We start from the raw sequence: 13134 nt of genomic DNA, 5'->3' as shown, positions 1-13134 counted from the left end.
TTAAATATGAAATCAATACTTCTATTTTTGGTGATATTTTCAGAGAGTAGTTTAAGCTCTTTGGCTTCATCAATAGATTCATTATCACATGATAGTAATATTCAAAACACTGTTTTAGAAAAGCCAGGACTTAGTGCTTTACTAAAAGTAGGAGGGTATTTGAATGCTAATTCGGCTCGGACTAGCTATAGCTCTTTTAAATTTAATGGTCATGTAGAACTAGGTTTTGGAGAAAACTTGAGTTTAAACTTGGGTATAGAAAGCCATGAAAGCTGGACTGCTTATGCTAACGACTTAAACGCGGTAGCCGAAATAAGATATTTCTTTGACCCTATTTACAAACTAAAAACAGGAGCTTCATTCAGTGGGACTTATTTGGCACCTTCTTTTTCTTACATATTAAATAATGGGAGCTTAAACGAGCTGCCTTTTTTGTTTGCAGGTTCTCCTGAATCAAATCGTCCTTATGAAACCAACTATGCTTTAGGTTTAAAATTTGGAAGGCAATTTCAAGGCTTTGTAGATTTTGGTGTTTTTGGAGGAATTGAAAAGCTTCAAAAGAAAAGTAGGGGTAAGGTTAGTTCGGGAATTCTCAAAACTTACAGTTCATTGGCTTTGCCAATAGGAAACGGTGACTTTAATCAACTTTGGAGAGCTAATCTTAATCAAAAAGTAGATAATTCTTATTTGTTAAAATTTGGTATTAATGACGTTTTAAGCGTTTCAAAGAAGGGTTTCTTCTTTCATCCGAAAATTGGCTATGAATATGGTTTCGGAAAATCAGGACTTTCGGTGAACCTGACAGCCGAAGCATTTAATTATAGGGCTAAGTTTTTAGATGTGAGCGATTCTGAAATTTCTACGGAGTCTTATTTACGTCAATACATTTCATTTTTCTTCTCTCCAGAACTCCGATATTACCTTGGGCATAAAGGAATAGAGCAGGGTGGTTCTACTTTGGAAGGCCTTTATTTAAAAGCATCTGCCCAAGTTATGACGGGTACTGAGGAGGTTAAAAGACAATTTTGGGAGTATGATAAATTCTCTTCTTTTAATTTGGGTTTAGGCCTTGGTGCTCAAAAAATGCTCATGGGAGGCATACTTCTAGATGCTCATGCTGGTGTTTTTAATGATAATGAGCTAGCAAATAATATCTTCTTCGGTGGAGGTATTGACCTTTACTGGGTGAAATAGTTCAGACTTGTTTTTTTCGAAATCAATCGGTTTTGAATTCTTCTCTTTCTACTAAAGAAATACTTTTCATTGCTAATTGGCTTTTTAAGCCAGACTAGAAGGTATTCTGTATTTGCTAAACCTGATTTTAATCGGATATTTATAGACGCATACAACCATTCTTCCTCTTTTCTGCACTTTAATACAAACACCACGCTGAATGACCGAAGCCAAGCTTGTAAAAGGCTGTATTTCTAAAAATCGCGAATGCCAGAAGTTACTTTATGAAAAGTATAAGACGGCTATGTTTACGCTTGCCTACAGGTTATGTGGTGATTTTTCGGAGGCGGAAGATGTGCTTCAAGAAGCTTTTTTAGAGGTTTTCTCTGGCATTAAAAATTTCCGGATGAAAAGTACACTTGGAGCTTGGATTAAGGTGATTGTCAGTAGAAAGGCCATAAATAAATACCGGAAGAGGGTGATTTTTGAAGAACTGGATTCTTTAGCTGCCGAAAAGGAAATTGTTTGGGATAAGCAATATGACGGAGAGCTGCTTCAAAAGGCTTTACTGATGCTGCCAGAAGGTTTCAGAACAGTGATAGTGCTCTATGAAATAGAAGGTTATAAACACCACGAAATTAGCGAAATGCTGGGCATAGCGGTTGGTACTTCTAAGTCTCAGCTTTATCATGGCAAAAAGAAATTGAAAGAATTGGTTTTAAAATTAGATGGAACACAAGGATAAAAAAGACATATCGCAACAGCTGAAAAACCTCCAAGAGTTTGTTCCTCAGAATGACCTCTGGTCAAAGGTGGAGAAGAAGCTAGACCAATCTGTTTTAAAACAGAACCTAGAAGACTTGCCTCTGTATAAGCCTAAGGCGGATTCTTGGCTTAAACTAGAAAATTCTTTAGATAGAAATAGCCGAATTAAATGGTGGTCGGTGGCTGCCTGTGTATTAGTTGTTTTTAGCTTTTCTGTCTTTTATTTCCAATCCAAAGAAGACTTGGTTTATGCTCAAAAAAGTATAGAAGAGATAAAGATTTTACCTGAAAACCTGAGCTCTGAAAAAGCATACAAGGAGATTCTAGCTTTTTGTGAAATTCAAACCGTGGCATGTGACGATCATGAATTTGAAAACCTAAAAGCAGAATATGAATATCTTAAAATGGCGGAGAGTGATTTGAGGGAAGTGATGGGTGACTATAATATAGATGAAGGCTTATTGCAGCAGCTGGAGGCCATAGAAAGAGAAAAAACACAACTTATAAATCAATTGGCAAAACTCATATAATATGAAAAAGCTAATCTTATTTCTGGGAATCTTGCTTTGGTTTCCGCGGGTTTCCATTGGTCAGGTGAAACTACAAATCATTACTAAATCCATACAAAAACAATTAAGTGCTAAAGGACTCACACAAATTCAAATTACCGCAGAAAGGGCAGATGTAAAAGTAATAGGATGGGATAAAACCACCATAAGTTTTAAAGTCAATATTTCTACCAAACATCCTAATAAAGAAGTAGCCGAAAAGGAACTCGCTTACATGGACTTCTTAAATCAAAAAATGGGCAAAACTTATTTTTTAAGGAACTACCTGGTTTTGAAAAAAGGACAAGCCAAGCCTCAGTCAAATTATGATGCAGAATACATTATTTACGTTCCGAGAAACTTAGAAGTAAAGCTTAGTAATAGCTTTGGCGAAGTAGCATTGAAAGGACTCAAAGCAAGTCTTGATTTAGACCTAAAGTTTTGTCAAACGGAAACTTTAGACTGCGAAGGAGCTGCTAAAGTGAAGTCTTATTTCGGTGAAAATACCATGGGGAAGGGTATAAAGGCACTTAACCTTAATACAGACCATAGTACTAATTTGGTGACTTCTCATAAGTCCGGATTTAAAGGTGATATTACGTATGGAAGTCTGACTTATAGTTATTTACCAGAAGGGCAGGAGATTGTAATTTCTAGCAAAAATGCTCTCATAGAACTGTCGAGTGCAGACTGGAAGCGTGCTGGATACAAACTAGATTTAAAGGGTACCTCACTTCAAATACCAGAAGCTTTAAAAGGGCTTGAAGTTTATAATGAAAAGGCCTCCACCATGTTAGAAATTGAAACAAATTCAGGCAACTTGAAAATTAAATAAAATGAAAAAGTTATTACTTCTATTTTTTGTTGCGAATCAGGGGCTTTATGCTCAAGACAGTACCTATATACAGTACAGTTCAAGTAGGGTTAATGCCTTTGAGCAAGTGAAACTTGTAGATGCCTTTGAAAATGCTTTTGGCTATGATAAAGAGGTGAAAATAAGAGTTAAGGGTGGGCTAAAGAGTTTTGATAATTTTGTTTTTTCTACGCAGAAAACGTGGATGATTTCTGGTGAGTTTAAGCTATTTCCTCAAAATTCTGTTAAGCTGGATTTTTATCAAAAGACCAGGTCAGCGGATTTTATACCGAGTTATTTGATTGCAAATTTAGAATATAGGAAATATCTCAAAAAGAAAGTGGCCAGTACAAACTTATCAGGAAAGTATGTTTCACTCTCTAAGACTTTTAACTTTTCTGATTTTGAGTCTATTTATGGGAATCAAATTTTGGGAGGCTTTAACTTTAGTTATGATCAGAATATATACTCGGCAGGAAGAAGTGTTGCTGATTTGAGATTTGGTCAGCAATTTGGGAGCTTTATGGATATGGGAATAAAGATTGGTGTAAAGCGGGCAAAAGATTCTTTTTTAGATGAGCAAGGGGTGCTGAATTATACTGAAAAGGCTAAAAAGTATATGCCATATTTGAGTAGTTATTCCAGTATCAGTCTTGGTTTAGATTTTCCAAGGGAAAAAGCGGTTAAGGAGTTTTGCTCTTTTCTGAATTGTAATGAGAAAATAAACCACCTTTTTAAGGTAGACTTTTCGGGGATGTTTTATGTAGACCAATTTAAACAGAATGTCCAGACCGGAATAGCATACGAGCAGAAGCTGGGGAGCCTTCCTGTTTCTATTTCATTGGGTATGAACATTGGAGCACAGCGTTATGTAGCATACAATCAGGTGGGGCAAATTGAAGTAGAAAGGGAAGGCTGGCAAAATTATATGATTCCAAAATATGAAGACAAAAAGGTTTCTAGAGAAAATTTGACAGTCGTAGCCACCGCTGAGTTGCGATATTATCCACTTCAGAAAAAGCAAGTATTAGCAGGTAAAGCACAGGAAGGTTTGCATGGGCTATACGTTGGAGCTTATGTCAAAAGAGGACTTCTTGATAGTAGATTTAATAGTGAAAAATTTGTCAATTGGGTTGGTGATACGAAGCAAATCTCAGCTTGGGGGCCTTTAGTTGGTTTTCAGAAAAAGGTAGGTTCTAAACATTTTATTGATGTAGGAACTAGGTTCGGTGATGATACGGCAGGAAATATAAGTATTGGAAGGCTGACAGTTAATCCTTATTTCAAATTTGGGTATGCTTTTTAAATCTAGGAAAATGAAAAAACTACTTACCTTATTTCTAATACTTCCTTCGCTTTTAGTAGCCCAAGATAGTACCTATTTAAACTACAACACAGAAATTGTAAAAGAGTTTGAACCAGTAAGGTTACATGAAGAGTTTGATAAAGCATTTGGGCAAAACTCTGACAAAAGATGGCGTTTTAAAGCAGGATTGTATGATTATAGCCCTAGATTACCTATTGCTTACAAGGGTATGGAGTTTTCGACGGAGTATAGGCTGATTGATAATCTATCTGCACGCTTGCTGCTTAGTCAGAAGCCAACCACTAAATTTGATGGCTACCAGCAGTGGAGGTATGGCGTGGAATTTAGGAACTACTTTAAGAAAAAAGGTGCAGCAAAGAACCTGAATGGAAATTACCTTGCTCTAAGTTTTCTATACAAAAAACATGATGGCGATGGTGGTATCAGGGTGAATTTTGGGATTCATCCTGACCCTCCCCAAAACTCAAAAGGCGGGTATTTAGCTCCTTTCAATATTTCACCTTATGCTAATGGACACAGTCAAGTTAAAATCAGTCTTGGGAAGCAGCTGGGCTCGCTATTAGACTATTCTCTAAGTTTTGGAATGAAACAAGTAAGACCGAAAGTAATGGGAATTGATGGTTTGTATTTTAGAAATAGTTCAGCCAGTACTTTCATCCCATTTTTGGCTACTAAAGCGGCGGTAGGGATTGGTTTAGACTTTCCAAGGAATAAAAAGGAATTTGACTTTTGTGAGTTTATTAATTGTCAAAAAGAGGTAAAAAGTATGCTGAAAATTGATGTTTCAAATTTACTTTATCTCGATTCTTACTTTAGAAACATAAGTAGTAATTTGTCCTATGAATATAAGTTAGGGCATTTGCCTCTTTCTTTAACTGGAGATGTAGGTTTCAGCTGGGCTGGGCTGAAATTTTATCCTTATTCTGGCGAAAATGTCCTTTTAGGCTCGCAAGAGTCGGGTTTCTTTGAAAGACCTAAATTTGAAGATGCCGAATTAAAATGGAATGATAATTTTTATTTCAGTGCAGGTCTAAGCCTGAGATATTATGTAACACAAAAGCATGATGTAGCCACAGGCAAAAGTGCCGAAGGTTTGTTTGGTTTGTATCTTGGTTCATTTGTAAAGTTGGCACAGGTAGGTTCACCTAAAGATTCGTACACTGTATATGCAGAAGAATACCCATTTAACTATGGAGGAACTATAGGTTATCAAAGAAAGATATTGGATAAATACTTTTTTGATATTTCAATAGACGCTGGAAAGATTAGTCTTGCTCCTTATGAAGTTTTTGGCGATTTAAATCTAAGGGTGCAGCCAAATGTTAAGTTCGGGTATGCTTTTTAAAAGCAACAAAGCTTAATCATATCTTTAAACGGAACTGAGGCATGGGATTTCAAAACTCTTATCTTTGAAGAAAAAAACTATATGCCCGAAAAGAAGATACTTTTTTTAGATATGGATGATGTAATGGCCGATGCTGGTCAAGGCATTTTAGATTTATATAACGCACATTTTAAAACGAATCATACTAAGGAAAGCCTTGCTCAAAACACGCTTTGGGAAGAAGAAATAGGCGTTAATTACCTTACAATAAGAAACCAACTGCATAATCCTGGCTTTTTTAGAAACCTAGCGGTCAAAGATGATGCTATAGAGGTAGTAAGAGAGCTTAATCAAAAGTATAATGTTTATATAGCTTCGGCTGCCATGGAGTTTCCTAATTCTTTAAAGGAAAAGCATGAGTGGTTAGAAGAGCACTTTCCGTTCATTCACTGGAAAAATATGATACTCTGTGGAGATAAGAGTATATTAAAAGGCGATATTTTAATTGATGACCATCTGAAAAACTTAAGTGTTTTTGATGGTCAAACTTTGCTTTTTGACGCCATTCATAATGTGAAAACAGAAGGCCATCAACGAGTTCATAGCTGGAAAGAAATAGCTGACGTTTTACTATAAAAAACTACCATGAAATTAAGGGTCCTTTATTTCGCTTTACTAGCCCTAAATATTATTAGTGGCTTATTCGGGATTCAGGAGCTGGCTTTTCTTACAAAGCCATTACTTATGCCAGTCTTGGTAGGGCTAGTTTGGTTAGAGGGGCGTAATGTTTCTTTTAAGTGGCCTTTGATATTGGCTTTGCTGTTTTCATGGGCTGGCGATTTGTTTTTGATGTTTGATAGAGAAGGCTTCTTTGTATTTGGATTAGGGGCCTTCCTTTTGGCTCATTTGGTATATATTTTTATTTATAGCAAAGCTATCAAGCTCTCTTTGCTTAAAGTGTTGCCTTTTTTAGGTTTCACAGGGCTGTTTTGTTTTGGGGTTCTCTGGAATAAGTTATCAAACGATATGACTATCCCCGTTTATATTTATATGCTGGTGATTAGTACCATGGCCTATCTTGCGTCTTGTAGAGCGGTAAATGTTAAAAGCTTTGAATATGTTTTAGTAGGGGCGGTCTTGTTTGTGATTTCCGATGCTTTTATAGCGGTTAATGAGTTCGTTCAGCCAGTTTTATGGTCTTCTTTTTGGGTGATGATTACTTATGGTTTAGCTCAGTTTTTAATAGTTAAAGGCTTATTAATAAAGAGTTAAGGTGGTTGCTTGAGGATTTGGAAAGCTAGTTTTAAATTAGGCTTTGCGATTTCAAAATAGTTGTCGTACTTTTGCAAGCCAATTTATAACATAAATTAATTAATAATGTACGCAATCGTAGAGATCGCAGGCCAGCAATTTAAAGTTGAAAAGGGTCGTTACATCTTCACTCATAGATTAGAAGGTGACACGGACGCTGAGCTTGTATTTGACAAGGTACTCCTTGTAGATAATAATGGAACCGTTACTGTAGGTGCTCCTACTGTAGAAGGTGCTAAAGTAAAAGCTACTATTTTAGAGCACCTTAAAGGTGACAAAGTGATAGTTTTTAAGAAAAAACGTAGAAAGGGTTACCAAAAAAGTAATGGTCACCGTCAGTATTTGACGAAAGTGATGATTAGCGATATCGTAGCTTAATTAAAATTAATTCACTGGTTTTTGATTTTCAAAAGAAATCAAATCCACTAAAATATCTAGAATAATGGCACATAAGAAAGGTGTAGGTAGTTCTCGAAACGGAAGAGAGTCGGAAAGTAAGCGTTTAGGCGTAAAATTATTTGGTGGTCAGGCGGCTATCGCGGGTAACATTATTGTTCGTCAGCGTGGTACTCCTCATAACCCAGGTGTAAATGTAGGCCTTGGTCGTGACCATACCTTATTTGCATTAAAAGACGGTGTTGTGACTTTTAAGAAAGGTCGTGGCGGTAAGTCTTTTGTTCACGTTTTGCCTGCAGAAGGAGCAGAAGCGTAAATAAAGACGGTCTAAAAATATTAAAGCCAAATTCAGAAATGAGTTTGGCTTTTGGTGTTAAATGACGTTTAGGTATTTTATGATGTATGTTATAAAGTTTTAGGCTCATTAAAAACTATTTCAATACTCTCTATGTTTTCCCATAGATTAGATATAAAACAATTATGCTGAAGAGAAATACAATGATTTATACGGAATTGAGTCCAAATCCCAATTCCATGAAGTTTGTTCTTAATTACGAGCTAGTTCCTGATGGTTTGTCATTCGATTATCCAGATATGAAATCGGCTTTGGATAAAGAGAATGCTTCTCCTTTAGCGGCAGATTGTTTTCAGTTTCCTTTTGTACAGCGTGTATTTATATCATCAAATTTTGTAACGGTTACAAAAGACGACGAAACGCAGTGGGAAGAAGTTTTGGGTAACTTTAAGAAGTTCCTTAAAATTTACTTCGATGATGAAAATCCTGTTTTCACAGAGGCAGCTATAGAAAACAATACGTTGATTGTAGATGCTAATGACACAGAGGCAGTAGGTAAAATAAAAGCAGCATTAGACCAATATGTCCGTCCAGCAGTAGAGTCTGATGGTGGAGCTATAAACTTTGCAGACTTTAATGAAGAAACTGGTGTAGTAACTGTAGTGCTTCAAGGTTCTTGCAGTGGCTGCCCTTCAGCTAGTATAACATTGAAAGACGGGATTGAGCGTCTTTTGACTAATATGGTTCCTGAAGTTAAAGAAGTAGTGGCAGAAGCTCTTTAATTGAGCTTCTCCAGTACTTTTCTTATTTTTTGTTGTTCACGATGTTTTTGAAGTAGTGTAGGAGGGGCAATTCTTTCCTTACAGTCAAAAATTCCACATCTTTCACAGGTTTGATTTACCTCTTGGCGGCTAATGTTTTTATCTGCTAAGAATTTTACTTTAGACTTAAGGTTTTCATCCACTTCAAAACCAAGGCTGACAGAAATATTTAATTGCTTTAAAATATTCAAAGGTCTAGCCATAGAGAATACGAAGAAATCTTCTTTTCTATTACTTAAGAAAGACTTTTGGGCATCCACTATGGGTTTGTGGTATTTGCCGGCTTCTTGTTTACTAGATAAATGGTCAAGAATACTAATGGAAACCCATCTGCGGCAGTAATGTTCCTCTTTGTTTTCCTGTGGCCCCAATCTTTTAGAAAGGTGCAGCTCTTTAGTTAAAAAGTACTTTTGACTTCCAGGCAGTGCGTCAAAACGCATGAAAAGGAAATTATCAATACCGAAATATTTCGGAAGTACGTTCCCGATTCTATAAAATAATGTTTCTGGAGTAGCCGAAAACCTTTCAGACATTTCAATTAAGGCATCTGGATTCCATGTTTCAGAGCCAAACCATTTTTCTAAATCCTGAACTAGGAGTTTTTCTCTAATTAAAATAGCTCCTGCAAAGTAAGACGCCTTATAGTTGTTCAATACCTCTTCAAAAGACTTTACATCAATAGAAGAACTAGTGTACGGACGCTCTTTTAAATCCATAAACTGGAAACCAAGTTCCTTGGCCATGGTAAAGGCTCTCTGATTTTTTGAAATGCGTTTGTTAATCATCAGAACCTTACTTTGAGGTCTGAAAATAGAACGCATATTGCTTATTACAGGCTGGTCTTCTTCGTCAAAAAGTTCAATAGTTATTCCGTAAAGGTCTTTAAGTAACTCTGTAAGGCAGTTTTCATCAATAAACTGTTTATCTGGACTTATTTTCTCTGAAATAAACTTGTTAGCCTCGTTTTCTAAATCGGGAAAATAGTTTTGATGAAGCTCTTGGTATGACCTTAAAGCGGCAAAATAGAATTTCTCAACAGTAAGGTTATAGTTTTTACCAATCTCGAAGATTGCGTTTATAAATGCACTTAATTTAGCTGGTGCAGAAGAGAATAACTCTAAAATTTGAGCAGTGTCAACCCCAAAAAAATCGAAAGGTATTTCGGTTAATAAATTAGACTTTAGAAGCTTAGTGATAGGCTCTAGCTTTTTATTCATTTTCAAAGAAACCAATTCGTCGTATTCGGTTTCAAGAGCACTTGCCAGTGCGGTTATTTTGTCTGTTTTTGGGTACTTTTTACCCTTTTCTATCTCATTTAAGTATGAGTTAGAAATGCCAGACTTAGTAGATAAATCTTGGAGAGAAAGCCCTTTTTCTTGCCTTAGCTGTTTAAGCTTTAGACCAAAAATTAGTTTGATGTGTTCGTTATTCAATTCGGCTAGTTTTATTGTGAGACAGCGTTAAATTCGAGGTTGATTTCTTCGCCAACTCCAGATAAGAAATTCCCTGTAGGAGCTTGAAGCGTTAGTTTTCCAGTTTGTAAAACAACAATTTTAAAGTCGTAATCTAAGTCGGAGAGTTTAACGTTAACTACTTCTTCGCCACCAACAAAATCCCAAACGCCCTTGCTTATTATATTTCCAGATGTTTTATCTATACCTCGTACTTCGTTGTCGCTACGGAACTCAAAATTCATAGCAAATAGGAAAAAAGCTTGTGTCTCTAGGTCGGAGTTTGAAATAGTTTGACCTGATACATTCGTAAACCTTGACAATTCCCATTGGTTGAGAGAAATTAACTCAGTTGTTGTTTTTGCTGAGGAAGGGTCGTCTTCTTTGTCTTTACAGGCTGTAAAAACTAGAGAGACTAATATTAAAACCAGAACTTTTTTCATGATATCAAATATGGGTACATTTGTATAACGCATTTAACATACAAATTTAGTTAAAATTTGAGAGCTTTCTTCGCATTTATATTCCTATTTTATTGTTCTGTTGACCTCGTTTTAGGCCAATCATGCAATGATTTTGCTGATTTTAGCCCTTCAGGAAATAGTCAAATTGATTGGGGTAAATTCCCTGAGTTTGACTTACCATTTAAACTTATATACGGTGGCGAGATTCATAATGGAAATGCTGGTGGTCCTTTAAAGCATGGCTTTTCGCATATAACAGATGCTAGGTATTTAACTAGCGTTCCTTTTTCAAATAGAGCTTTCATCTATTATGGTGTGGCTTATCCAAATCAAAATCAACCTTGGGAGTTGGGAAGAAGTCCATGGAATAATGATTTGGGCATTTATCAGCAAAAATGGAATACAGATTTTATGAACTTTGCTAATTCGCTTGGGAATAGTGATTTCGTTGCCAGTGATATTTTCATGTTTGACATAGAACGCGTTTGGCGATTTGATAATGAAATTCTACAGTTTAAAAATGCTGAAATAGTACCTGAAAGCTATAAATCACTTTCGAATGATAGCTTTGTTAATACTTATAAAAGAGATACCAGAGATTTATACGCAACTGCGGTTAGTAACTTTCTAAGTAATGGTAAGCATCCCGATACCAAAATTAGTTCTTATGCGGATGCTCCTATATTTAACACATTTGATAATATTCAGGGAAAGTCATGGGAGCAATGGATTCGAAACCCGGAACATGTAAATTTTATCACCAAAGATGATAATGGAAATGTGGGCGGGGCTTTTTATGAGCAAATGGATTTTATGTCGCCATCAGCTTATTATTATTATGATTATCCACACCAGTTTGCAGGAGAGTATTTATCATATATGATGTTTCAGATTGAAGCTAATAAAGCTTGGTCTACCAAACCTGTGATACCTTTTTTATGGTTAAAATACAGTGCAAACCCTGACTTAGTTAATCAACCAATAAAACATTGGATGGCTGAAGCAACGGCCATTTTTCCTTTTTTCTCTGGGGCAGATGGTCTTTGGCTTTGGGAGAATCCAACTTTGCTAGGAACTCAAACTGATTTCTCAGCTTATGAATATTTCAATAAGGGGCTTTATAGGTTGAGCGAATTTAAAGGCTTTTTTGAAGGTACTTATGAGTTGGTTCAAGAAACACCTGCTCGTGATTATAATGAAAACAAGCAGCCTATTTGGCGTGGAGTGGTAAAAGAAAATGAAATATTGATAGCTGCTCATAATCCTTTCGCTTTAGATGAAAATGAAGAGGTGACAATTGGCGTAAGCTATCAAAATTGGTCTGGAACAGTAACTTTAAAAGGCTATGAGGTGTTTCTGTGTAAGTTTGACATGAGTGCTCTTGGGAATGCCGTAGAAGAGCCTTTGATGGTGGTTTATCCAAACCCTGCGAGTGACAGGTTGAAAGCTAAGTTTGAATCAAAATTTGCTGATTCAGCAATAGTAAATTTAATTGGGTCAAAAGGTGAAATGCTGAAAGAAAAGCTTTTTGAAGTTGCCAAAGGCCCGAATGAAATTGAACTAGATGTTTCTGATATACAGACCAATCAGTTTTATCTTCAAATCAAGATTCAGAATCAATCCTTTTCTAAGAAGGTTATAAAACGGTAAATTAACATTTGTGCTAATGAACCTAAAGTTGCAGTCAGATGAAGTTTGATATTTATCCCTTAAGTGAACATGCCATTAGTTTATACTTTGAACAGAAAGTATCTCCGGAGATTAATGATTTAGTTTTGTCGGCGTGTGAGTGGATAAATAAAAACCCTATGATAGGATTTGTGGAAGTAGTGCCTGCCTATGCTTCATTAACTGTTTTTTACAAAATCTTAGAAATTAAACCACTAGTAAAAAGCGGAACGGTTTCTGGATATGTTGAAGATTATTTAAAAAGTATTCCTTTAGAAGAATTAACTCAGGTAGAAAGAAAACAAAACATTGTGGAGATACCAGTACGGTATAATGGAGAAGATTTGGTTTCTCTGTGTGAAGCAAAGGACATAGAGAAAGACGAGTTAATCAAACTTCATACGGCTCCAGATTATAGGGTTTATATGATGGGTTTTCTGCCAGGTTTTGCCTATTTAGGAGGTTTAAATGAAAAGTTGAGTATGCCGAGAAGAGCTAAACCAAGAATACGAGTGCCAAAAGGGAGTGTGGGAATTGCAGGAAGTCAAACGGGAATTTATCCGGTTTCAAGCCCAGGAGGATGGCAATTGATAGGCCAAACGGAAGCTGTTCTTTTTGACCCAAAAAAGAAAAAAATGACCTTGTTAAGTAATGGAGACACTGTGAGGTTTGTGGAGGTATGAACTAAGATTTGTGGCTATTTGGTTTGAATATTTCAAGAATCCATCTACCTTGATG

At 36.1% G+C, this 13134-nt stretch carries 15 protein-coding genes; 13 read left to right on the top strand and 2 right to left on the bottom strand.

Annotated elements, in window-relative coordinates; translation table 11 throughout:
- The first annotated feature begins 6 nt into the window (after positions 1-6).
- From AADJ06_RS07970 to AADJ06_RS07920, 11 genes are all read left to right on the top strand, one after another.
- Entirely contained in the window at positions 7-1194 is a 1188-nt protein-coding gene (locus tag AADJ06_RS07970; protein WP_341225899.1) for a hypothetical protein, read from the top strand.
- A gap of 199 nt (positions 1195-1393) precedes the next feature.
- Positions 1394-1918 carry an RNA polymerase sigma factor gene (locus AADJ06_RS07965; RefSeq protein WP_341225898.1) on the top strand — a complete coding sequence of 175 codons (525 nt, stop codon included), beginning with the start codon at positions 1394-1396 and terminating at the stop codon, positions 1916-1918.
- Positions 1902-2468, top strand: a complete 567-nt coding sequence (locus AADJ06_RS07960) for a hypothetical protein (RefSeq protein WP_341225897.1) — start codon at positions 1902-1904, stop codon at positions 2466-2468. Before AADJ06_RS07965 ends, AADJ06_RS07960 begins: the two co-directional genes overlap by 17 nt.
- Position 2469: 1 nt before the next feature.
- Positions 2470-3321 (top strand): hypothetical protein, encoded by an 852-nt coding sequence (locus AADJ06_RS07955; protein ID WP_341225896.1) that lies wholly within the window; start codon positions 2470-2472, stop codon positions 3319-3321.
- Position 3322: 1 nt separating this feature from the next.
- Entirely contained in the window at positions 3323-4645 is a 1323-nt protein-coding gene (locus tag AADJ06_RS07950) for a hypothetical protein (protein WP_341225895.1), read from the top strand.
- Positions 4646-4655: 10 nt separating this feature from the next.
- The gene (locus AADJ06_RS07945; protein ID WP_341225894.1) at positions 4656-6011 is read left to right on the top strand and encodes a hypothetical protein; all 1356 of its coding nucleotides are present in this window, start codon (positions 4656-4658) and stop codon (positions 6009-6011) included.
- An 81-nt stretch (positions 6012-6092) separates the two neighbouring features.
- Positions 6093-6626, top strand: coding sequence for a 5'-3'-deoxyribonucleotidase (locus AADJ06_RS07940; protein ID WP_341225893.1), 534 nt, complete (start codon positions 6093-6095; stop codon positions 6624-6626).
- A gap of 9 nt (positions 6627-6635) precedes the next feature.
- On the top strand, positions 6636-7262 hold the full coding sequence (locus AADJ06_RS07935; protein WP_341225892.1) for a lysoplasmalogenase: 627 nt from the start codon (positions 6636-6638) through the stop codon (positions 7260-7262).
- A gap of 105 nt (positions 7263-7367) precedes the next feature.
- Positions 7368-7679, top strand: coding sequence for a 50S ribosomal protein L21 (gene rplU, locus AADJ06_RS07930; protein ID WP_341225891.1), 312 nt, complete (start codon positions 7368-7370; stop codon positions 7677-7679).
- Positions 7680-7743: 64 nt separating this feature from the next.
- On the top strand, positions 7744-8013 hold the full coding sequence (gene rpmA, locus AADJ06_RS07925; protein ID WP_341225890.1) for a 50S ribosomal protein L27: 270 nt from the start codon (positions 7744-7746) through the stop codon (positions 8011-8013).
- 164 nt (positions 8014-8177) lie between these two features.
- Positions 8178-8774 carry a NifU family protein gene (locus AADJ06_RS07920; RefSeq protein ID WP_341225889.1) on the top strand — a complete coding sequence of 199 codons (597 nt, stop codon included), beginning with the start codon at positions 8178-8180 and terminating at the stop codon, positions 8772-8774.
- On the opposite strand, the gene AADJ06_RS07915 is transcribed toward AADJ06_RS07920, so the two are convergent.
- Entirely contained in the window at positions 8771-10246 is a 1476-nt protein-coding gene (locus tag AADJ06_RS07915) for a helix-turn-helix domain-containing protein (protein ID WP_341225888.1), read from the bottom strand. The two genes, AADJ06_RS07920 and AADJ06_RS07915, sit on opposite strands and share 4 nt — an antisense overlap.
- A gap of 11 nt (positions 10247-10257) precedes the next feature.
- Positions 10258-10707: a hypothetical protein gene (locus AADJ06_RS07910; RefSeq protein ID WP_341225887.1), complete on the bottom strand. Its 450-nt coding sequence runs from the start codon at positions 10705-10707 to the stop codon at positions 10258-10260.
- 57 nt (positions 10708-10764) lie between these two features.
- On the opposite strand from AADJ06_RS07910, the gene AADJ06_RS07905 reads away from it, so the two are divergent.
- Both AADJ06_RS07905 and pxpB read left to right on the top strand, forming a co-directional pair.
- Positions 10765-12378: a T9SS type A sorting domain-containing protein gene (locus AADJ06_RS07905; RefSeq protein ID WP_341225886.1), complete on the top strand. Its 1614-nt coding sequence runs from the start codon at positions 10765-10767 to the stop codon at positions 12376-12378.
- A 38-nt stretch (positions 12379-12416) separates the two neighbouring features.
- Positions 12417-13079, top strand: a complete 663-nt coding sequence (pxpB, locus tag AADJ06_RS07900) for a 5-oxoprolinase subunit PxpB (RefSeq protein ID WP_341225885.1) — start codon at positions 12417-12419, stop codon at positions 13077-13079.
- Positions 13080-13134: the final 55 nt, after the last annotated feature.

This window comes from uncultured Arcticibacterium sp., assembly GCF_964021845.1.
In the GTDB taxonomy this organism is placed as follows: Bacteria; Bacteroidota; Bacteroidia; order Cytophagales; family Spirosomataceae; genus Arcticibacterium.
The sequence above is the reverse complement of the archived record's forward strand: the minus strand, read 5'-3'. Positions and strand labels throughout refer to the sequence as shown.

Coding starts and splice junctions, on each gene's coding strand:
- AADJ06_RS07935 (WP_341225892.1), top strand. CDS start 6,636: ATGAAATTAAGGGTCCTTTATTTCGCTTTACTAGCCCTAAATATTATT.
- pxpB (WP_341225885.1), top strand. CDS start 12,417: ATGAAGTTTGATATTTATCCCTTAAGTGAACATGCCATTAGTTTATAC.
- rpmA (WP_341225890.1), top strand. CDS start 7,744: ATGGCACATAAGAAAGGTGTAGGTAGTTCTCGAAACGGAAGAGAGTCG.
- AADJ06_RS07910 (WP_341225887.1), bottom strand. CDS start 10,707: ATGAAAAAAGTTCTGGTTTTAATATTAGTCTCTCTAGTTTTTACAGCC.
- rplU (WP_341225891.1), top strand. CDS start 7,368: ATGTACGCAATCGTAGAGATCGCAGGCCAGCAATTTAAAGTTGAAAAG.
- AADJ06_RS07950 (WP_341225895.1), top strand. CDS start 3,323: ATGAAAAAGTTATTACTTCTATTTTTTGTTGCGAATCAGGGGCTTTAT.
- AADJ06_RS07970 (WP_341225899.1), top strand. CDS start 7: ATGAAATCAATACTTCTATTTTTGGTGATATTTTCAGAGAGTAGTTTA.
- AADJ06_RS07965 (WP_341225898.1), top strand. CDS start 1,394: ATGACCGAAGCCAAGCTTGTAAAAGGCTGTATTTCTAAAAATCGCGAA.
- AADJ06_RS07960 (WP_341225897.1), top strand. CDS start 1,902: ATGGAACACAAGGATAAAAAAGACATATCGCAACAGCTGAAAAACCTC.
- AADJ06_RS07940 (WP_341225893.1), top strand. CDS start 6,093: ATGCCCGAAAAGAAGATACTTTTTTTAGATATGGATGATGTAATGGCC.
- AADJ06_RS07955 (WP_341225896.1), top strand. CDS start 2,470: ATGAAAAAGCTAATCTTATTTCTGGGAATCTTGCTTTGGTTTCCGCGG.
- AADJ06_RS07945 (WP_341225894.1), top strand. CDS start 4,656: ATGAAAAAACTACTTACCTTATTTCTAATACTTCCTTCGCTTTTAGTA.
- AADJ06_RS07920 (WP_341225889.1), top strand. CDS start 8,178: ATGCTGAAGAGAAATACAATGATTTATACGGAATTGAGTCCAAATCCC.